The organism is Kitasatospora sp. NPDC023176 (assembly GCF_055560495.1).
In genome coordinates, this window is the sequence record NZ_JBVHIP010000032.1 from 55,084 (window position 1) to 75,586 (window position 20,503).

16 protein-coding genes are annotated in these 20,503 nt (G+C 74.5%); 7 read left to right on the forward strand and 9 right to left on the reverse strand.

The window, feature by feature from the left end; translation table 11 throughout:
- Positions 1 to 224 precede the first annotated feature (224 nt).
- A complete protein-coding gene (locus tag ACZ3YL_RS32835) occupies positions 225 to 2,132 on the forward strand; it encodes an FUSC family protein (RefSeq protein ID WP_465660992.1) in 1,908 nt (635 codons plus the stop codon).
- A gap of 129 nt (positions 2,133 to 2,261) precedes the next feature.
- Here the strand turns inward: ACZ3YL_RS32835 and ACZ3YL_RS32840 are convergent, their stop codons facing one another.
- Positions 2,262 to 3,665 (reverse strand): amidase, encoded by a 1,404-nt coding sequence (locus tag ACZ3YL_RS32840; RefSeq protein WP_465660924.1) that lies wholly within the window; start codon positions 3,663 to 3,665, stop codon positions 2,262 to 2,264.
- A 270-nt stretch (positions 3,666 to 3,935) separates the two neighbouring features.
- On the opposite strand from ACZ3YL_RS32840, the gene ACZ3YL_RS32845 reads away from it, so the two are divergent.
- Both ACZ3YL_RS32845 and ACZ3YL_RS32850 read left to right on the forward strand, forming a co-directional pair.
- Positions 3,936 to 5,285, forward strand: coding sequence for a cytochrome P450 (locus ACZ3YL_RS32845; RefSeq protein WP_465660926.1), 1,350 nt, complete (start codon positions 3,936 to 3,938; stop codon positions 5,283 to 5,285).
- 104 nt (positions 5,286 to 5,389) lie between these two features.
- Positions 5,390 to 6,109 carry a rhomboid-like protein gene (locus ACZ3YL_RS32850; protein WP_188310106.1) on the forward strand — a complete coding sequence of 240 codons (720 nt, stop codon included), beginning with the start codon at positions 5,390 to 5,392 and terminating at the stop codon, positions 6,107 to 6,109.
- 102 nt (positions 6,110 to 6,211) lie between these two features.
- On the opposite strand, the gene ACZ3YL_RS32855 is transcribed toward ACZ3YL_RS32850, so the two are convergent.
- Together ACZ3YL_RS32855 and ACZ3YL_RS32860 are read right to left on the reverse strand one after the other, a co-directional pair.
- A complete protein-coding gene (locus ACZ3YL_RS32855) occupies positions 6,212 to 6,793 on the reverse strand; it encodes a DUF421 domain-containing protein (protein ID WP_188310105.1) in 582 nt (193 codons plus the stop codon).
- Between the two features lie 60 nt (positions 6,794 to 6,853).
- On the reverse strand, positions 6,854 to 7,624 hold the full coding sequence (locus ACZ3YL_RS32860) for a LysR family substrate-binding domain-containing protein (protein ID WP_465660928.1): 771 nt from the start codon (positions 7,622 to 7,624) through the stop codon (positions 6,854 to 6,856).
- A gap of 57 nt (positions 7,625 to 7,681) precedes the next feature.
- Here ACZ3YL_RS32860 and ACZ3YL_RS32865 point away from each other — a divergent pair, with 57 nt between their 5' ends.
- The 3 genes from ACZ3YL_RS32865 (at position 7,682) to ACZ3YL_RS32875 (ending at position 11,092) form a co-directional block, all read left to right on the forward strand.
- Positions 7,682 to 8,119 carry a DUF5997 family protein gene (locus ACZ3YL_RS32865; protein WP_188310104.1) on the forward strand — a complete coding sequence of 146 codons (438 nt, stop codon included), beginning with the start codon at positions 7,682 to 7,684 and terminating at the stop codon, positions 8,117 to 8,119.
- A 159-nt stretch (positions 8,120 to 8,278) separates the two neighbouring features.
- Positions 8,279 to 10,063, forward strand: coding sequence for a DUF885 domain-containing protein (locus ACZ3YL_RS32870; protein ID WP_188310103.1), 1,785 nt, complete (start codon positions 8,279 to 8,281; stop codon positions 10,061 to 10,063).
- Between the two features lie 258 nt (positions 10,064 to 10,321).
- Complete coding sequence (locus ACZ3YL_RS32875; protein WP_465660930.1) at positions 10,322 to 11,092, forward strand: hypothetical protein; 771 nt, start codon at positions 10,322 to 10,324, stop codon at positions 11,090 to 11,092.
- 54 nt (positions 11,093 to 11,146) lie between these two features.
- Here the strand turns inward: ACZ3YL_RS32875 and ACZ3YL_RS32880 are convergent, their stop codons facing one another.
- From ACZ3YL_RS32880 to ACZ3YL_RS32905, 6 genes are all read right to left on the reverse strand, one after another.
- Positions 11,147 to 12,487, reverse strand: a complete 1,341-nt coding sequence (locus ACZ3YL_RS32880) for a glycosyltransferase (protein WP_188310101.1) — start codon at positions 12,485 to 12,487, stop codon at positions 11,147 to 11,149.
- A 380-nt stretch (positions 12,488 to 12,867) separates the two neighbouring features.
- Positions 12,868 to 13,812 (reverse strand): ADP-ribosylglycohydrolase family protein, encoded by a 945-nt coding sequence (locus tag ACZ3YL_RS32885; RefSeq protein WP_465660932.1) that lies wholly within the window; start codon positions 13,810 to 13,812, stop codon positions 12,868 to 12,870.
- Complete coding sequence (nadE, locus tag ACZ3YL_RS32890) at positions 13,809 to 14,648, reverse strand: ammonia-dependent NAD(+) synthetase (protein WP_465660934.1); 840 nt, start codon at positions 14,646 to 14,648, stop codon at positions 13,809 to 13,811. The genes ACZ3YL_RS32885 and nadE overlap by 4 nt, the downstream gene beginning before the upstream one ends.
- 109 nt (positions 14,649 to 14,757) lie before the next feature.
- Positions 14,758 to 16,770, reverse strand: a complete 2,013-nt coding sequence (gene ftsH, locus ACZ3YL_RS32895; RefSeq protein WP_465660936.1) for an ATP-dependent zinc metalloprotease FtsH — start codon at positions 16,768 to 16,770, stop codon at positions 14,758 to 14,760.
- A gap of 132 nt (positions 16,771 to 16,902) precedes the next feature.
- Positions 16,903 to 17,520, reverse strand: coding sequence for a mycothiol-dependent nitroreductase Rv2466c family protein (locus ACZ3YL_RS32900; protein ID WP_188310110.1), 618 nt, complete (start codon positions 17,518 to 17,520; stop codon positions 16,903 to 16,905).
- Between the two features lie 133 nt (positions 17,521 to 17,653).
- Positions 17,654 to 19,225, reverse strand: a complete 1,572-nt coding sequence (locus tag ACZ3YL_RS32905; protein ID WP_465660938.1) for an alpha/beta hydrolase — start codon at positions 19,223 to 19,225, stop codon at positions 17,654 to 17,656.
- 447 nt (positions 19,226 to 19,672) lie between these two features.
- Here ACZ3YL_RS32905 and ACZ3YL_RS32910 point away from each other — a divergent pair, with 447 nt between their 5' ends.
- Entirely contained in the window at positions 19,673 to 20,425 is a 753-nt protein-coding gene (locus tag ACZ3YL_RS32910) for an NUDIX domain-containing protein (RefSeq protein ID WP_465660940.1), read from the forward strand.
- The last annotated feature ends 78 nt before the right edge of the window (positions 20,426 to 20,503 follow it).

A 20,503-nucleotide genomic window follows, 5' to 3' on the forward strand; every position in this document is an offset into this window, starting at 1 on the left:
GGAAATCAGCGCAGTTCACAGCGCCTCTGGGTTCGCTTTATGTTTCGCAGACTGACATAAGGGCGGGTATGTTTCGGAAATTGACATAACCGCGAAGGGTGAACCGAACCGGCCCGCCGTACGTTGGGTCTGTGGCACGCACCCGGCTGGCACCCATCCGACTGGCACGCGCCCGGACGGCACGCACCCGGCCGGCACGCGCCCGGCCGACCCCGCCCCGCTGGCTGACCGAGGGCCTGCGGCCCCAGGACGCGCCGGTCCCCTGGGCCGCGGCGGCCCGTGCCGCGGTGGCGCTCGCCGCCCCGCTCGCCGTCGGCACCGCCACCGGCCGTACCGGCTACGGCGCGCTGGTGTCGATGGGCGCGCTGTCCGCCGTCATCGGGGACACCGCGGACGCCTACCGGATGCGGGTGTTCAACATTGCCGTGCCGCAGTCGTTCGGCGCCCTCGGGGTGCTGGCCGGCACCCAGGTGTACGGCTCCGGCTGGACGGCCGTGGCGGTGCTGACCGTGGTCGCGCTGCTCTCCGGCATGATCTCCTCGGTCGGCGCGGTCGCCTCCGTCTCGGGCCTGCTCCTGCTGCTGAACGCGGTGGTCGGGGCCGGCCTGCCGATGCCCTCCCCGTGGTGGCTGCCGCCCGCCCTGTTGCTGCTCGGCGGCCTGCTGGTGCTCGCCCTCACCCTGCTCGCCTGGCCGATGCGCGGGGGCACGCCCGAGCGCGCCGTGGTCGCCGACACCTACCGGGCGGTGGCCGCACTCCTGGAGGCCACCGGTTCCCCCGGGTACGAGGACCGCCGCCGGGCGCTCACCCAGTCGCTGAACCATTCCTACGACCTGCTGCTGGCCCGCCGGGCCCGCCGGCACGGCCGCTCCGCCACCCTGGTGCGCCTGCTCGCCCAGCTCAACGCGCTGATCCCGGTGGTCGAGGGCGCCGCGGCGGCCCAGCTGCGCCCGCCCGACTACGGTCCGCTGTCGCCCGCCTACCCGGCCGCCGTGCGCGAGCTGGCCGAGTCCGTCGCACGGGGCCGCTCCGGCCCCGCTCCCCCGCCGCCAGTGCTGCCCGAACCACGCGGCCCCTCCACCCGGGCGCTGGCCGAGGCGATCGGGCACGCCGCCACCGTCGTGCACGAGCCCGAGCCCGACCCGTACGCGGCCGCCGACCGGCTGGGCCGGCCCGCCGGCCTGGAGGTGCGGGCCCGCCGGACGGCCCGCGCGCTGCTGCTGTCCGGCGCCTCCTGGCGGTACGGGCTGCGCCTGGCACTGTGCATCGGGCTGGCCCAGGTGCTGGTGTCGGTGATCGCCGTGCCGCGCTCGTACTGGGTGGCGCTGACCGTCACCTTCGTGCTGAAGCCGGACTTCGGCTCGGTGTTCTCCCGCGCGGTGCTGCGCGCGGTCGGGACGGCCACCGGGCTGCTGATCGCGATCCCGGTGCTGGCCGAGGTGGAGCGCGGCTGGTGGGACGTGCCCGTGATGGCGGCGCTCGCCATGCTCATCCCGGTGCTGTCCGTCAAGGGGTACGCCTTCCAGACCGCGGCGATCACCCCGGTCATCCTGATGCTCTCCGACCTGCTCAACCACCAGGGCTTCCACCTGGTGCTGCCCCGGCTGTACGACTCGCTGATCGGCTGCGCCATCGCCCTGGTCGCGGGCTACCTGCTGTGGCCGGAGTCCTGGCACACCCGGATCGGCGACCGGCTGGCCGACGCCGTCCAGGACACCGCCTCGTACGTGTCGCTGGCCTTCACCACCGCGCCCGGCCGGGACGAACCGGCCCGGGCCCGCTACCGGCGGCGGCTCTACCGGGACCTCTCCACGGTGCGCAGCGAGTTCCAGCGGGCGCTCACCGAGCCGCCGCCGGTCGGCGCCCGGGCGGAGGCCTGGTGGCCGCTGGTGATCGCGGTGGAGCGGATCGTGGACACCACCACGGCGACCCGGGTGCGGATCGAGCACGGAGCGCCGGTGCCGACCCCGGCCGAGGTCGGCGCCGTCGCCCGGGAGCTGACCGACCTGGCCGAGGCGCTGCGCACCGGCGCTCCGCTGCCCCCGGGCTCCCCGGACGCGCTGGCGCCGGACTCCGCGCTGGCCCGGCTGTACCACGAGGTGCACGCGGCGAGGTCCGTCGCCGCCACCTGAGGGCGGGCCCCGGTCAGCCCTGCTCCGTCCTGGTCCGTCCTACTCCGTCCTGGTCTGTTCCGCTCCGTCCCGGTCTGTCCTGGCCGGCACCGCTCAGCCCCGCCGCTCAGCCCCGCCGCTCAGCCCCGGTCAGTCCTGGATGCGCCGCCAGGGCCGGTCCGCCTCCAGCGCGAAGGCCAGCTCCAGCAGCAGCCGCTCCTGCCCGTGCGCGGCCGACAGGTGCACCCCGATCGGCAGGCCGCTGGGCGCCGCCCCGGCGGGCAGGGCGATGCCCGGGCCGCCGGTCACGTTGTTGACCGGGGTGAAGGCGACGTAGCGCAGCAGCCGCTCGATCAGCTCGTCGAAGGCGACGTTGGGGCTGAGGTGCCCGATCGGCGGGGCGGTGTGGGCGAGCACCGGGGAGAGGATCGCGTCGTGCTCGCGGAAGATCCCCGCGTAGACGGCCTCGGCCTGGCGCAGCCGGCGCAGCACGCCGGGGATGCGCGGGAACTCCGCCTGGAAGCCGCGGCGCAGCCCGGTGGTGAGGCCGTCCAGCCGGCCGGCCCGGAAGCTCGGGTCGAGCATGACCCGGCCGGTGAGGGCGATCACCCAGGCGATGTAGCCCCAGTACGCGAGGAAGTCGCGGGAGAACTCCTCGCCGAAGGGCAGGGTGGTCGGCACCACCCGGTGGCCCATCGCCTCCAGCCGGGCGGCGGTCTCCTCGACGGCCCGGCGGGTCGCCTCGTCGGTCTTGGCGGTCGGTGAGTCCACCACCAGGCCGATCCGCAGCCGGCGCTCCCCGGGCCCCTCGACCAGGCCGAGCGGGGGCAGTTTCGGGTTGCGGTGGTGGCGCTCGGCGGCGGCGAAGAAGGCGGCGGTGTCGCGCACCGTGCGGGTCACCACCCCGTCGGTGACCAGGTCGATCGGCAGCTTGCCGCCCTGGGCGTTGGTGACCAGCCGGCCGCGGGTGGGCTTGAGGCCGACCAGTCCGCAGCAGGCCGCCGGGATGCGGATCGAGCCGCCGCCGTCGTTGGCGTGCGCGATCGGCACCACGCCGGCGGCCACCAGGGCCGCCGAGCCGCCGGAGGAGGCGCCGGGCGAGTGGGAGGTCTTCCAGGGGTTGCGCACCGGCTGGGCGGTGGCGAACTCGGTGGAGGCGTTCAGGCCGAACTCGGGCAGCCGGGTCTTGCCGAGCACAGCCAGGCCGGTGGAGAGCAGCTGGTCGGCGAAGGGCGCGTTGCGGCGGGCCGGGCGGGCCCGGTAGGCCTCGCTGCCCATGGCGGTCGGCAGGCCGCGCAGGTCGACGTTGTCCTTGAGGTAGGTCGGCACGCCCCAGAGCGGGCCGCCGATGCCCTCGCGGCTGATCCGGGGCCGGTCGTGGCTCGCGTGGGCGACGGGCAGCAGCGCGCCGTCGATCCGTCCGGCGCGGGCGACGGCGGCCGCGACCAGCTCCCGGGGGTTGACCTCGCCGGCCCGGACCAGGGCGGCCAGGGCCACCGCGTCGTGCGTGCCGAGGGCGTCGTCGGTGAACGCGTGGGCCCGCTCGTCGGCCATCCCAACTCCCAACCGGTAGTGCCACGTGACTGTACCGGTCGGTATACCAGCCGGTAATCGTACGGAGGTTCGCAGTGTAGGCGTGTGGCACCGCCCCCGGATACCCCCGCGCGGACCGCCCCGAACCGGCCGTCAAGCCCGGCACGGCGCACGGCCGTTCTATCTGCGCCCCCACGTTCACCCCACCCGCCGGTCACCAGCCGTTTCACCGACGGGCCCCGGGAAAGATCACCGACGCCCGACGAACCCGCCCTCCCCGAGGTGACGCCCGTGCCCACCCAGTACCGCCCGACCGACCAGTACACCTCGGCCACCGCCCCCGGCGCACTCCCCCTGCTCGGCCACGCCCCCGCCCTCCTCCGCAACCCGCTCGACTTCGTGGCCGGGCTGCCCGCCCACGGCGACCTCGTCCGGGTGCGGCTCGGCCCGCTCGACGCGTACGTCGCCTGCCACCCCGACCTGGTGCGCCGGCTGCTCACCGAGCACCGCACCTACGACAAGGGCGGCATCATCGTCGAGAAGGCCCGCGAGGCCTTCGGCAACGGGCTCGCCACCTGCCCCGCCGCCCTCCACCGGCGCCAACGCCGCATGCTCCAACCCGCGTTCCACCGCGACCGGCTGCCCGGCTACGCCGCCATGATGGCCGAGGAGATCGCCGGCACCACCGCCCGCTGGCGCGACGGCGCCGTGGTCGACGTACCCGCCGCGATGTACCGCCTCTCCACCGCCGTCACCGCCCGCTGCCTGTTCGCCGCCCACGAGCGGGCCGGCGCACTGCCCGTCCACACCTCCATGGACGTCGTCGCCCACGGCGTCGCCCGGCGGATGATGCTGCCGCTGCCCGGCGCCGACCGGATCCCCACCCCCGGCAACCGCCGCTTCGCCCGCGCCCGGCGGGACCTCCGGGAGATCACCGACCGCCTGATCGCCGACTACCGCGCCGCCGGCACCGACCACCACGACCTGCTCTCCACCCTGCTCGGCGCCCGCGACGAGGACGGCCGGGGCCTGACCGACGACGAGATCCACGACCAGGTGGTCACCTTCCTGCTGGCCGGCATGGAGACCACCGCCGCCACCCTCTCCTGGGCCTGGACCCTGCTCGCCGCCAACCCGGCCGTCCGCGAGCGCCTGCACACCGAACTCGACACCGTCCTCGACGGCCGCCCCGCCCGCCACCAGGACCTGCACGCCCTGCCGCTCACCGCCCGGATCGTCAGCGAGACCCTGCGGCTCTACCCGCCCGCCTGGATCCTCAGCCGCACCACCACCGTCGACACCGAACTCGGCGGCCACCCCCTCCCGGCCGGCGCCACCGTCCTCTACAGCCCCTACCTGCTCCACCGCCGCGCCGACCTCTTCCCCTGCCCCGACCGCTTCGACCCCGACCGCTGGCTCACCACCGCCCACCCCGCCCCCGGCATCTACACCCCTTTCGGCCTCGGCGCCCGCCGCTGCATCGGCGACGCCTTCGGCACCACCGAAGCCGCCCTCGCCCTCGCCACCATCGCCGCCCGCTGGACCGTCACCCCCACCCGCGACCGGCCCATCCGCCCGCACCGCAGCGCCTCGCTGTCCCCCCGCCCCTTCACCGCGACGCTCGCCCACCGCATCCGCTGAGGGGCGCACCGGCCCGGCGTCCACCGGTATTCGGTACTGTCCCGAGGTGGCCGGTCGCATCCGGACCGGCCGGACCAGCCGCTCGACCGGGACACCATCAGACCATGAACGCTCGACGCCCGTTGGGGCTCCTCACCGGGCTGCCGCGCGCCGTCCGCACCTACCCGCGGCGCTCGCCGCTGACGCTCGTCTACGTCGGGCTGCTGCTGCTCGGACACGCCTGGGTCGAGTACGGACTGTCCGAGGCGCAGGCCGACGACCTGCGCGGCTACATCAGCACCAACCTCGACAACCTCCACGACCACCCGGCCCGCGCCCTGGTCGGCAGCGCGCTGCTGTACGACGGCACGCTCACCGACATCGCCTCCACCGGCTTCGGCGGCACCCTGATCACCCTCGGCCTGGGCATCGTCGTCGGCCTGGCCTGGGCCGAACGCCGCTTCGGCACCCCGCGGGCCGCCGCGGTGTTCCTCGCCGGGCACGTCGGCGCCACCCTGATCACCGCCCTGGTGATCGTGCTCGCCCTGCACCAGGGCTGGTACCCGGAGAGCGTGCGGGAGGCCTCGGACTACGGCATCAGCTACGGCGCCCAGGCCGCCCTCGCCTTCGCCACCCTCGCGCTGCCCCGCTGGGCCCGACTGCCCTGGGCCGCCTTCGTGCTCGCCTGGCCGCTGGCCGGCGACCACGACTGGCCCGGACCGCTCCCGGAGTTCACCACCGTCGGCCACCTGCTCGCCGCCACCCTCGGCTTCGCCCTGGCCACCGCCACCGCCCGCGGCCGGCGCCGCGGCACCAGCCTGGCCGCCGCCCCCTCCGAGGGCTGACCCGGCCCGGGGTCGTCAACGTGGGGTGCGTCCGCGCGGGGCCGTCAACGTGGGGCCCGTCAGTGCGGGGCCGTCAATGCGGGGCCGTCAACGTGGGGTCCGTCAGTGCGGGGGCCGGCGGTCGGCGGCGATGGCGGCCAGCAGCCGCTCGATCGACGCCAGCCGCTCCCGCAGCTCCTCCACATCGCCCTTGGTGGCGCTCCGCTCGGCCGCCCGGAGGGTCACCAGCAGCTGCCCGTCCGGCTCCAGCCGGGCCCGCGCGACATCGCTGACGTCGTCACCGTTCTGCACCCGGATCGCGTGCTCCAGCTCGGACGGGCGCAGCGCCAGGTCGTGCAGCGCGCCGGGCACCAGCTCGCCGTCCCGGACCACCGTGGTCGGCGCGCCCTCCAGGATTCGCGCGGCCCGCGGGTCCCGGGCCAGCCAGCGGGTCACCCCGGCGTTCACCGCGACCAGGGTGACCGCGCCGATCGTGCCGCCCAGCAGGCTGTTGTCGTTGCCGATGATCGCGTTCTGCACCACGTTGGAGAGCAGGAACACCACCACCATGTCGAAGGTGTTCAACCCCGCCAGCCCGCGCTTCCCGGCGAGCCGGAACAGCACCAGGATCAGCACGTAGACCGCGATCGTCCGGAGGATCTTCTCCACGATCGGAATCTGGACGACCACCAGGTCATGCCACACGGCCCCGCTCCTCCCACCACGACTGTCCGGAACGGGGCCGACGCTACTCTCCGGGGCGTCCTAGGAGCGCCGCTTCGGCTTGCCCCGCCGGGCGGCGGCCCCGCCTCGGCCACCCGCCGCCGGCTTCGGCTTCGGCTTGGGCTTCTGGGACTGCTGCTGGGGCTTGCGCTGCGCCGCGGCCTTCTTCTGCTGGGCCTCGGCCGCCGCCCCCGCCCCGCGGCCGCGCGAGCTGTTGACGGTCCGCCCCCGGACGATCCCGATGAACTCCTCCACCAGGTCCGTGGTGCGCTCCTGCGGCCAGGACAGCGCCACCTGCGACTGCGGCGCCTCCAGCACCGGCCGGTAGGTGAGGTCCCGCCGGTGGTGCAGCCGGGCCAGCGACTGGGGCACCAGCAGCACGCCGACGTTGGCCGCCACCAGCTCGACCGCGTCCGCGGTGGTGTCCGGGCGGGCGATGGCCGGGCGCCCGGGCAGGGTGTCGGCGGTGAAGCCGAGGGTGTCGTCCAGCGGGTGGAAGACCACCTCCTCGGCGAGGTCGTCCAGGGCCACCTCCTCGGCGGCGGCGAGCCAGTGGTCCTTGGGGAAGAGAACCACGGTGCTCTCGGTGTAGAGCGGGATCGCGCTGAGCACGTCCTTGTCGACCGGCAGCCGGACCAGCCCGGCGTCCACCGCACCCTCGCGCACCGTCCGCTCACCGTCGGTGGAAGGCACCGCGACCAGGTCGAGCGGGACGTCCGGGAGCCGCTCGACCCAGACCCGGGCCCATTTGCCGGGGGTCACGCCCGGAACGTACGCGAGCCGGAAGGGCGGGTTCACCTGCATGTCTGTCACAGGGCAAGGCTACCGACCGTGACCGGAAGCGCCCGCGCACTCCCTTACCCTTGTCACATGACATCGCTCAAGCAGAAGACCAGCCAGACCATGAAGCCGGCCACGGCGGCCAAGAAGCTGGGGATCTACCTCGCCGCGGCGCCGACCGACTTCCAGGAGGGCGTGGTCTCCCGCGAGGAGCTCAACGCGCTGCAGGCCGAGCCGCCCCAGTGGCTCCAGGAGCTGCGCAAGAACGGCCCGCACCCGCGCCCGGTGGTCGCCGCCAAGCTCGGCGTCTCCATCGCGGGCCTGGCCCGCGGCGGCGTGACCGAGGCCCTCACCACCGACGAGATCGACGCGATCAAGGCGGAGAACCCGCTCTGGCTCCAGCACGAGCGCGCCAACCAGGTGGACCTCCGCAAGGAAGAGGCCCGGATCAAGGCGAAGCACGAGAAGGAGGCCGCCGAGCAGGCCGCCAAGGCCGCCAAGGAGGCCAAGGAGACCAAGGGCCGCTGAACCCGGCTCCGGCGGCGGCGCGTTCACCACGTGCGGACGGAACTCCTTCCCGTCCGCCGTGTATTGACCGCGCCGTCGCCGACTCCGAATAATCGGCCCCATCGGGGCCGCCCCAGGGAACCCGTGTCGCACTGAACACACCGGACCCGGGAGCGACCCATGACCGACCAGCCCGCCGGCCCCGCCCAGCAGGCCGGCGCCTCTTCGCAGGCCGACTCCTCCTCGCGGGCCGGCGTCTCCTCTCCGGCCGGCACCTCTGCTCCGGCCGGCACCTCCGCTCAGGCTGAACTTGCCGCCCTCGCCGAGGAGTTCTTCACCGCCGAGAACGCTCACGACCCCTTCGAGGCCACCCTCGCCGGCACCGAGGGCTACGCCCACGAGGTGCCCGACCCCTCCCGCGCGGCCGCGCTGCGCCACCGCGAGGTGCTCCAGGGCTTCGGCGCCCGGCTGGCCGCGATCCCGCTGGACGGGTTGACCGGCGAGGACCGCATCACCCACCGGGTGCTCGCCCGGCTGATCGACAACAACAGCGGCCGGATCGCCCACGGGCTGGCCGACTTCAGCGTCTCCGCGACCATCGTCGCCCCGCACAACACGGTGTTCAGCTCGCTCGCCATGACCTCCGTCGACCAGGAGGGCGCCGACGCCTACCTGGAGCGGCTGGCCGGCCTGCCCGGCTACTTCGACGCCGTCCTCCAGGTCAGCCTGGACGCCGCCGCCGAGGGCCGGCACCCGCTGCGCAGCGGGGTGGACGCCGCGATCAACCAGCTGGACGGCTACCTGGCCGCCGAGCCGACCGCCGACCAGCTGCTGCGCCCGCTCCAGGGCCGCCGGGAGTTCGAGCGGGCCCGGGCGATCGTGCGCGACGGCGTCCGGCCGGCCGTGGCCCGCTACCGGGCCGGGCTGGCCCAGCGGCTGGCCCCGGGCGCCCGCCCGGACACCGAGGCCGGAGTCTGCCACGTGCCCGGCGGCGCCGAGGGCTACGCCGACGCCGTCGGCCGCTACACCCGCCCCGGGCTGGCCCCGGAGGAGGTGCACCGGATCGGCCTGGAGACGGTGGCGGCGCTGCGCGAGGAGTTCGCCGAGCTGGGCGGCAAGGTGCTCGGCGTCAACGGCACCGACGCCGTGCTCACCACGCTGCGCGAGGACCGGTCGCTGCGCTTCGGCAGCTCGGCCGAGATCGTCGCCCTGGTGGACGGCGCCCTGGAGCGCGCCCGGCGCGCCTCGGCCGACTGGTTCCGCCCGTACCCGATCGCCGACTGCGTGACCAGGGAGATCGACCCGCTGGAGGCGGAGACCGCACCGCTGGCCTACTACCAGCCGCCGGGGCCGGGCGGGCTGCCCGGCACCCACTGGATCAACACGCTGAACCCGGAGAGCCGGTTCAGCTACGAGTACGAGGCGATCGCCTTCCACGAGAGCGTGCCCGGCCACCACCTCCAGCTCGCCGTCGCCCGCACCCTGAACCGGCTGCCGCGCTTCCGGCAGCAGCCGAGCGGCCAGCTGACCGCGCACGTCGAGGGCTGGGGCCTGTACACCGAGCGGCTGGCCGACGAGATGGGCCTGTACAGCTCGGAGCTGTCCCGCTTCGGCATGCTCTCGATGGACGCGCTGCGCGCGGTGCGCCTGGTGGTGGACACCGGGCTGCACCACTACGGCTGGTCCCGGGAGCGGGCGATGGCTTTCATGCGGGACAACACCGCCACTCCCGAGGCCAACGTCCGCAACGAGATCGACCGGTACATCGCCTGGCCCGGCCAGGCCACCGCGTACCTGATCGGCCGTCGGGAGATCGTCCGGCACCGCGAGCGGGCGCAGGCCGCGCTCGGCGGGCGCTTCGACGTCCGGGAGTTCCACCACGAGGTGATCGGGCACGGCAGTCTGCCGCTGGGCGTGCTGGAGGACCTGATCACCGACTGGATCGCGACGCTGCGCCGGTTCTGACGGCCGCGGTGCCGGCGGCCGTTCCGGCGGCGGCTGCTCAAGGCACCGACGCGTCCGCCCGGGTGTCGACGCGTCCGCTCGGGTGTCCACGCGTCCGCTCAGGTCGCGGAAACGATTCCGCGCGCCCGCGACAGTCCTCCCGCGCCGGACGTGGCGTCACCCGTTCGGCCCCCTCCACACGGTAGTGTCCGCTGGCGCGGCCTCCGGCACCCTCGCCGGCCGGCCGCCCGTACTACCGCAACGACCTGGAGGAACTCCGTGCCGGCTCCCGCCCGAGGCGCCCTCGCCATAGCCGCGGCCGTCCTGCTCGCCGCAGCCGCCGGCTGCTCGTCCGGTGGCGGCCAGACCGCCAAGGACGGCTCGCACGCCAAGGAAAGCTCCCACGCCAAGGACGGCGCCCACAGCTCCGCCCCGGCGGCCGCGGGCGACGCCGCCCAGCCCGCCCCGGCCGCGATCGTGACCGGGCCCGGCCCGAAGAGCTCCTACGACGCCCAGCCGCAGCCCGCCGCGGGCAGCTGCCACTACCGCTACACCGCGGACAAGCAGCCTCTGCCCGACCCGAACTGCACCCCGGGGGCGATCAGCCCGGCCGTCAACCAGGGCAACATCAACGACACCATCTGCAAGCCGGGCGGCTACACCTCGACCATCCGCCCGCCGGTCAACATCACCGGCAAGGAGAAGACCGGGAACGCCAAGTCGTACGGCTACGACGGCCCGATGGGCGACGCCGAGTACGACCACCTGATCAGCCTCCAGCTCGGCGGCGACCCCAACGACCCGCGCAACCTCTGGGTCCAGCCGCCCTCACCCGGGCACGTCTCCGGCAAGGGCCCGAACAACCCCAAGGACTCGGTGGAGACCCATCTGCACACCGCGATCTGCAAGGGCCAGGTCACCCTGACCGCCGCCCAGCAGGCGATCGCCGCCGACTGGACGACGGCCGAGGCCAAGCTCGGCATCAGCAAGGGCGGCGCCGCCGCAGCGCCCACCGCGGAGGCGGACGCCGACGGCGACGACGGCAGCTGACGGCGGCTGACGGCAGCTGACGGATCGTTTCAGCCGTCCCGGCGAGCGGCAGCCTCAGAGCGACTCGACCAGCTCGGCGATGGTGTCGAACGGCCGGTACTCCGCGAACTCCGCGCCCAGCGCGCGCGCCCGTTCGCGGAACCGGCCCTCGCCGAGCACCCGCTCGACCGCCCGGCCGACCGCCTCCGGCTCCGGGCGGCCGGTGCGCAGGTCCAGCCCGACGCCGGCCCACTGCACCCGGGCCGCCACCTCCGGCTTGTCCTCGCTCGCCCCCGCCACCACCAGCGGCACCCCGTACCGCAGCGCCGTCTGCACCCCGCCGAAGCCGCCGTTGCTCACCAGCACGTCGGTGTGCGGCAGCAGCCGGTCGAACGGCACGTACCCGGCGGCGCGGACGTTGCCCGGCAGCCGTCCGCCCAGCAGCTCGGTCAGCGCCCGCGGGCCGTCCGGGCGAGCGGTGGCGGCGACCACCAGGACGTCCCGCTCCGCCAGCGCGCGGACCGTCGGCGCGACCAGCTCGGACAGGTCGTCATTGGCCAGCGTCCCCTGGGTCGCCACCACGACCGGCCGCTCGCCGGTGACCTCCGCCCACCACTCGGGCAGCGGCTGGTCCTCGCCGACGTTCGCCGGCAGCCCGCCGATCAGCCGGTAGGAGGCCGGCGCGTCACTGCGCGGGTACTCGAGGCCCGGCACGGTCAGCTGCAGGAACACGTCCGGTACCGTCACCTGCGCCAGCCCGCGCGGGCCCTCCGGCAGCCGGACGCCCACCTGCGCGAACACCTTCTCCGCGTACCGCTGCAACGGCTCGCCGCGCCGGTCCATCTCCTCCTGCAGCGCGCGGTTGCGGATCCGGCCCTCCTCCCCCGGCAGCGGCGGCAGCGCCGGCCCGAACGGCGCGGTGTCCACGCTCGGCAGCATCGACGGCGTGGTCCCCACCCCGATCAGCGCCGGGCGCTCCGCCCGCGGACGGTCGAGCGCCAGCGGCAGCGCGCCCTGGACGAAGGAGTCGGCGATCACCGCGTCGGCCGGGAACTCCGCCAACAGCGCGAGCAGCGCCCGGTACTGGTGCGGGACCGGGTCGAGGAAGATGTGCCGCACGTCGAAGGCGATCCGCTCCGGACCGGGCGCCAGCTCCGCCCGCCCCGGGAAGGACGCGTCGAGGTCGCGGTCGTCCCAGTCGGCCCCGGCGGGCAGCGCGGCGAAGCGCACCCCGGCCCGCCCGGCGGCCTGCGCGAAGCGCGAACCACCGAGGAAGACCACCTCGTGGCCGCGCGCGGCGAGGTCGGCGGAGATGGCCAGCAGCGGGCTGACGTGCCCGTGCGCGGGCAGGGCGGTGGTGATGATCCTGGACAGCGGAAACTCCTGTGGTCGGGCCCGGTTCGTTCTGCGACTCACCGTAGGCAGGGGTGGTAGACGAGCGATGAACGGATCACCTGCCCAGCACGGCGCCGCCGTTCAGGCCGATCACCTGACCGGTGAGGCAACCGGCCGCCGGGGACGCGATGAAGGCGACCGCCTCGGCCACGTCCGCGGGGTGCCGGCCCGGCCCACCAAGGTGCCGGCGACCTTCCGGGCGTGGAACTCCTCGGTCCGGTCTGCGCCGAAGATCTCGGTGTCCACCACGTAGCCCGGCGCGAGCACGTTCACCGTGATCCCGTCCGGCCCCCACTGCCGCGCCAGGTCGAACGCCCACCCGTGCTACGTCTTCCAGTGCCGGTCGTGCCCGGACCGGCCGGTGGGTCATCACCGGGACTGCTCCTGAGCGGCACGGCCGGCTACTCCGCCAGCCGCTCCGCCATGCGCAGCAGGTCGGGCGCCCGCAGGACGCGTCCGCCGGAGCCCGGCAGGGGCACGTGCAGCGGCTCGGTCCAGCGGGGCGGGATGGCCGCCAGGCCGTAGCGGGCGCCGGCCAGGCCGCCGGTGACGGCGGCGACGGTGTCGGTGTCGCCGCCGAGGTCGACGGCGGCGTGCAGGGCCGCCTCGAAGCCGTCGGTGGTGCGCAGCGCCCAGACGGCGGAGCCCAGGCAGGGCCAGACGGCGCCGTTGGGCTCGGTGGCGCGGTCGGGGTGCCAGTCCGGGGCGAGGACGGTGGCGTAGCGCTCTCGTTCGTCGGGGTCCACGGCGGCCAGAACGGCCGGGAGTTCGGCGAGCGGGTCGGTGCCGTCCAGGGCGAGGCGGACGAGTTCATGGAAGATCGCCGTGCCCTCCCAGGCGGCCCGGTCGCCGTGGGTGAGGGCGGCGATCCGGCGGGCGGCGTCCATGGTGCCCTCGCGTCCGGCGCGGGCGAAGGCGACGGCGGAGGTGGCGGCGCGCATCAGTGAGCCGTTGCCGGCGGCGCGCAGGGTGGAGTTGAAGTGGATGGCGGCGGCGAGGTCCCAGGGGTGGCCGCCGGTGAGCACGGACTCGGTCTGGATGCCGATGTCCTTGGGTTCGGCGGTGGCCCAGCGGCGGAACCGGTCGAAGATGTCCGGGAGGTCCAACTCGCCCCGCTGGAGGAGGGATTCGGCGACCAGGACGGCCATCTGGGTGTCGTCGGTGGCCTCGCCGCGCTCCCAGCCGCCGCCGGCGACGAGTTCCGCGCCGCCGGACGGGAAGCGGGCGGTCAGGGCGCGGGCCGGGCCGAACTCGTAGGGCGCGCCGAGGGCGTCGCCCACCGCCGCCCCGAGGACCGCCCCGGCCGCCCGCCCGTCCCGCCCGGCTCGCGCGTCCGGCTCGGTCACGCCCGGCCCGGGGTGATCGGCAGGCCGCGCTTGTGCTCGGTGCGGCGGTAGTGGCCGAGGACGGTCCGGAAGACCTGCTCGCTGACCGGGTGGCCCTCCAGGAAGTCGTCCAGGTCGTTGTACTCGACGCCGAGGGCGTCCTCGTCGGGCTTGCCGGGAGCCAGGTTCTCCAGGTCCGCGGTGGGGACCTTGCCGACCAGCTCCTCGGGCGCGCCCAAGTGGGCGGCCACCGCGCGGACCTGACGCTTGGTCAGGCCGGAGAGCGGCATCACGTCGGCCGCGCCGTCGCCGAACTTGGTGAAGAAGCCGACGGCCGCCTCGGCGGCGTGGTCGGTGCCGACGACCAGGCCGACAGCGGCGCCCGCGGCCGCGTACTGGACCACCATCCGCTGGCGGGCCTTGACGTTGCCGCGCACGAAGTCCTCGTGGGCGTGGTCGCGGAAGGTGAGGCCGGCCGTCAGCAGCGCGTCGAAGGCGGCGTCGGTCGCGGGCTTGACGTCGACGGTCAGCAGCTCGTCGGCCCGGATGAAGTCGAGGGCGCGCTGGGCGTCCGCCTCGTCCGCCTGGACGCCGTACGGGAGCCGCATCGCGGTGAAGGAGGCCTGGTACCCCTCGGCGCGCAGTCGCTCGACGGCGAGCTGGCACAGCCGCCCGGTGGTGGTGGAGTCCACCCCGCCGCTGATGCCCAGCACCAGGGTGCGCGCGCCGGAGGCCCGCAGCTGGTCGGCGAGGAAGGCCACCCGGCGTTCGGCTTCCTTCGCGGGGTCGGTGACGGGCACCACTCCGAGGGCCAGGGCGATCTCGCGCTGGACGTCCGCGGGCAGGGTTTCGGTCATGGTCGGCTCCTTCGGATCGGTACCACGACATCATCCACCCGGGCCGCGCCCGGGCCTGCGGCGGGCCCTGCTCAGGCTGCCCGGGCCCGGCCCCGGATCCGGATCCGGCTCAGGCTGCCGTGTCCGGTCCTCGCCCCGGGCCCGGATCCGGCGCCGGGTGCCGGAGGATGTCGAGCACCACGCCTCCGTCCACCGTCTCCTGGGCGACCAGCAGCGCCGCCAACTCGTCCAGGTGGTGCCGGTGTTCGCGCAGCAGCGCGACGGCCCGGCGCTCGGCGCCGCGCAGCAGGCCGGCCACCGCCTCGTCCACCGCGCGCTGGGTCTGCTCGGAGTAGGGGCGCCGAAGCAGGTCGTCGGGGTGCTCGCCGAGGTACTGGGGGGAGCCGCTGGAGTAGCCGACCGGTCCGAGGTCCGGGGAGAGGCCGAACTCGCGGACCATCCGGGTGGCCACCGAGGTGGCGTTGGCGAGGTCGTTGGCGGCGCCGGTCGAGCCCTCGCCGAAGACCACCAGTTCGGCGGCCCGCCCGCCGAGCTGGACGGTGAGCAGGTCGGTCAGGTAGCCCTCGCTGTACAGGTGTCGCTCCGCCTCGGGGAGTTGTTCGGTGGCGCCGAGGGAGACCCCGGCCGGGAGGATGGTCACCTTGTCGACCGGGTCGGCGTGCCGGCAGAGCGCGGCCGTCAGGGCGTGGCCGGACTCGTGTACGGCGACGGCGTGCCGTTCCTCGGGCAGCAGCGCGTTGGAGGATTCGCGGCGTCCGAGCAGGACCCGGTCGCGGGCGGCGTCGAGGTCGGCGGCGGTGATGGTGGCCCGGTCGGCGCGCACCGCGTTGATGGCGGCCTCGTTGACCAGGTTGGCGAGGTCGGCGCCGGAGAAGCCGGGGGTGCCGCGGGCGATCCGGTCCAGGTCGGCGTTCGGGTCGAGGGTCTTGCCGCGGGTGTGGACGGCGAGGATGGCGGCCCGCTCGGCCTGGTTGGGCAGTGGCACGGTGACCTGCCGGTCGAAGCGGCCGGGGCGCAGCAGGGCCGGGTCGAGGGCGTCCGGCCGGTTGGTGGCGGCGATGACGACGATGCCGGTGCTCTGGTCGAAGCCGTCCATCTCGGAGAGCAGCTGGTTGAGGGTCTGCTCGCGCTCGTCGTTGCCGCCGATCCGGGTGCCGCCCGCGCGTCGGCCGCCGACGGCGTCGATCTCGTCGATGAAGACGATGGACGGGGCGCGTTTGCGGGCCTCCTCGAAGAGGTCGCGGACCCGGGAGGCGCCGACGCCGACGAACATCTCCACGAAGCCGGAGCCGGTGACGGACAGGAAGGGTACGGAGGCCTCGCCGGCGACCGCCCGGGCGAGCAGCGTCTTGCCGGTTCCCGGCGGGCCGACCATGATCACCCCGCGTGGCCCCTTGGCCCCGGCGGCGGCGTAGCGCTCCGGGCTGCGCAGGAAGTCGACCACCTCGCTGACCTCCTGTTTCACCCCCTCGTACCCAGCCACGTCGGCGAAGCCGGTGGCGGGCCGCTCGGCCTCGATGATCTTCGCCCGGGAGCGGCCGATCGCGCTCAGCCCGCCGCCGAGCGAGCGCGCCGCCATCCGGCCGGACCACAGGAACAGCCCGCCGAAGATCAGCAGCGGCAGGAACAGCAGCAGGGAGGACCAGATCGAGCTGCCCCCGCTGGAGCGGCTGCCGGTGACGCTCACGTGCTGGTCGGAGAGCGCCCGGCTGAGCTGGGAGGTGTCGAGGGCGGTCGGGATCTGGCTGGTGAAGTGGGTGCCGTCCTTGAGCGTGCCGGACACCCCGCCGGTGTCGCTGACGTCCACGGTCTGCACCTGGCCGGCGTCGACCCGGGTGAGCAGGTCGGTGTAGCCGTAGCGCGGGCCGGTCGGGCTGGGCTTGGCGAGCAGCACCAGGAGCAGCAGGGTCACCAGCACGGCGACGGGCAGCAGCCAGCGGCGCGGCGCGGGCGGCGGCTTGGGCGGGGTGCCGCCGGGGCCGGGGCCCCGCCCCGGTCCTCCGCCGGGGCCGGACCACTGACCAGGGCCTCGGCCGGCTCCTCCACCGGCCCCTCCACCGGCCCCTCCGCCGGGCGGGGTCGCTGGGTGGCGGGCAACGCGCAGACGCGTTCGTCCGATCATCCACGCTCACCGCCTCTCGGGCGCCGCCGGGCCTCACCCGCGAGCCCCGCACGGACCTCCGCTCGGGGCCCACCCCTCCATGGTCGACCCCTGCGGCCCCGGATGGGAGCCGGAGCGAGCCCCGGGTGGTCGTCAGGAGAAGTCGAGCGAGTCCGTCCGGGTCCGCTTGAGCTCGAAGAACTTCGGGTAGCCGGCCAGCAGCCGGACGCCCTCGAAGACCCGCAGCGCGTCCTCCCCGCGCGGGATCGCGCTCAGCACCGGGCCGAAGAAGGCCACCCCGTCCACGTGGATGGTCGGGGTGCCGACCTCCTCGCCGACCGGGTCCATGCCCTCGTGGTGGCTCTTGCGCAGCGCGATGTCGTAGGCGGTGCTGTTGGCCGCCTCGGCGAGTTCCTCGGGCAGTCCGGCCGCCACCAGGGCCTCGCGGATGACGGTGTCGTCGGCGGGCCGGTCCTGGTCGTGGAAGCGGGTGCCGAGCTCGGTGTACAGGTCGCGCAGCACGTGCTGGCCGTGCTGTTCGGCGGCGGCGATGCAGACCCGGACGGGGCCCCAGCCGGTGGTCATAAGACGCTGGTAGCGCTCCGGCAGGTCGGTGCGGCCCTCGTTGAGGACGGACAGGCTCATCACCCGGAAGGTGAGGTCGAGTTCGCGCTGGCGGGCGACCTCCAGGATCCACCGGGAGGTGATCCAGGCGAAGGGGCAGACGGGGTCGAAGTAGAAGTCGACCTTGGTGGCCTCGGCGTTCACGATCTCGTTCTCGAGCGCGTTCTCGTTCTTGCTCTCGTGCGCGTTCTTGTTCTCGTTCTTGTTCACGTGGATGATCCTAGGGCCGGATTGGACCAGTATCCAGGGCCAATTGAAGCCACTTGCAGTGGGCCACTTCTCAGCTGCAGGTGGCCCCGTCGGCGGGCACCTTACCGTCCAGCAGGTAGGCGTCCACGGTCTGCTTCAGGCACGGGTTGCCGGTGTTGTACCCGCCGTGACCCTCGCCGTTGAGGGTGACGGTGACGCCGACGCCCGCGCCCAGCTGCTGCGCCATCGTACGGGCGCCCTCGACCGGGGTGGCCGGGTCCCCGGTGGTGCCGACCACCAGGATCGGGGCGGCGCCCTGGGCGGAGACCTCCGGGTGGTCGGCCTTGCCGGGGACGGGCCAGCCGGTGCAGCCGGTCAGGCCCCAGGCGGTGAAGGCGCCGAACACTGGGGAGGCGGCGTGGAACTGCGGCAGCTGCTGTTCGACGTCCTGGTCGGAGTAGCGCTGCCGGGAGTCCACGCAACTGATCGCCCGGTTGGCCGCGTTGAGGTTGTTGTAGTGGCCCTGCGGGTCACGCCCGAGCAGCGAGTCGGCCAGCCGGAGGAGGGTGTCGCCGGTGCCCGCCTGCATCGCCTCGGTGAGCCCGGAGGCCAGCGCGGGCCAGGCCTGCCGGCTGTACAGGGCGGCGGCGATGCCGGTGACGGCCAGGCTGTCGGTGAGCTTGCGTCCGCTGCTGGTGGGCAGCGGCGACTGCGCCAGCTTCTGCAGCAGGTCGGTGATCCGCGCGGTGCCCTCGGCGCCGCCGCTGCCGGTCGGGCAGGCGGCCGCGTACTGGGCGGCGCAGGCCTTCATGAAGTCGTCGAGGGCGAGTTGGAAGCCCTGGGCCTGGCCGAGCGCGCTCTGCTCCGGGTCCTTCGTCGGGTCGATCACCGAGTCCAGCACGACCCGGCCGACCTCCTGCGGGAACAAGTGCGCGTAGACGCCGCCGAGTTGGGTGCCGTAGCTGATGCCGAAGTAGGACAGCTTCTGGTCACCGAGCACCTGCCGCATCAGGTCGAGGTCCCGGGCGGCGCTCTCGGTGTCCACGTACGGCAGCACCGGGCCGGAGTTGTGCTCGCAGCCGGCGGCGAACTGCGCGTTGCTGTCGTCCAGCGCCTTGACCTCGGCGGGGGTGTCCGGGGTGCCGTCGACAGCCGCGTTGGCGTCCATCCCCTGGTCGTCCAGGCACATCACCCCGGCACTGTCGCCGACCCCGCGCGGGTCGAAACTCACCAGGTCGTAGCGGGTGTTGAGGGAGGCGTAGGCGGAGGCCAGGGCGGGCAGGGTGGCCACGCCGGAGGCCCCGGGGCCGCCGAAGTTGAAGAACAGTGAGCCGATCCGGTGCTGTTCGTCCTTGGCCTTGCTGCGGATCATCGCGAGGTCGATGGTCTTCCCGTCGGGCTTGGTGTGGTCCAGCGGGGCCTTGAGGGTGGCGCACTCCCAGTCGCTCGCGGGCGCGGTGCCGCCGCCCTGCGCGGCGCTCGGGGCCGGACAGGCCTTCCAGTCCAGCCGCTGGGCGGCCAGACCGGTGGCACTCGCGTCGGTGGCCGGGGAGCTGGGCGCGGGCTCGGCGGCGGAGCGGCTGTCGCCCTGGCAACCGGAGAGCGGGGCGAGCAGCAGCGCGGCCAGGCCGAGTGCGCCGGCGCCGCGGACGACGGTGTGCATGGGACGGTCCACCTCTCGGTTGGCCGGGCTGGTGCGCCGGGCCGGTCTGCCGGACTGGTCTGTCGGGCTGGTCTGCCGGGCTGGTCTGCTCGGCTGCTCTGCCGAGTGCACCGGCGCACGACAGGACGGCGTACGCCCTGGTGCGTCGGGAAGGCGTACGCCCCGGCGCTCGGCACCGTCGGCGCATCACCGACCCTAGGGGCCGGGGCCGGGCGACGCCCGCCGGAGTCTCCGGACGGGGGGCGTGCGCCGAACGGGCTCTCACCGGCTGACCGGGTGAGGGTTCAACCGGGCCACGGGGTGGCAGCCTTACCGCCGGCCGTCGGTGCGTCGCCGGCATGGCGCTGGTGCCTCGCCGGTGCGTCGCCGGTACGTCGTAGGCGCACCGGGGGGCCGTCGCGGGCACGTCATGGGCGTGTCTCGGGTACATCGTGGACAGGGGGCGCGTTGAGCGACGACACCGATTTCGTCAGCGTGGACGTCTTCATCACCACCAGCCGGCAGGAGGTCCTGCTCCAACTGCGCGACGACAAGCCGGACATCCGGTGGCCCGCCCACTGGGTCGTCCCCGGCGGCCACCGCGAGCCCGGCGAGACGCCGTACCGGACCGCGGTGCGCGAACTGCGCGAGGAGACCGGGCTGCACGTACCCGGCCTGCGTCCCTTCCACCCGGTGCTGGCCGCGACCGACCACCGGGGCGCCCGGCGGCGCGCCTTCCACGCCCAGGTCGACGTCGACCCGGCCGAGCTGGTCCTCGGCGAGGGCCAGGAGCTGCGACTGGTCCCGTTCGCCGAGGCGCAGCGGATGAAAATGCCGCCCGCGCTCAAGGGCTACCTGCGCCAGCTGGAGACCCGACTGACCGTCGGGCGGACCCCGGACTGGGCGGTGGTCGACGACATCCACCGCCATCTCTCCGACCACGGGGAAAGCCTCGGACTGCCGCTGCTGCACCTGCAGGTGGTGAAGATCCAGGAGGGCGCCGGGGAGGTCGCCGAGGCCCTGCTCGGCGTGCTCGGAGCCAACCCGCGCAAGGGGGTCAGCCACTCCGTGGCCGATCTGCAGGGCGAGCTGTGCGACGTGATCACCGCCGCCATGGTCGCGCTGCGGGACACCACGGCGGACCCGGGCGCCGTGCTCGCCGAGCACCTGGCCGGGTGGCGGCCTTCGCGGCCTTCGCGACCTTCGCGGCGGGAGGGGTAGCGGGTCGCGGGTTCTTAGGGCCGCAGGGCCGCAGGGCCACAGGGGCGTTCGCGGCCTGGCGTGCTGACGTACTGACGT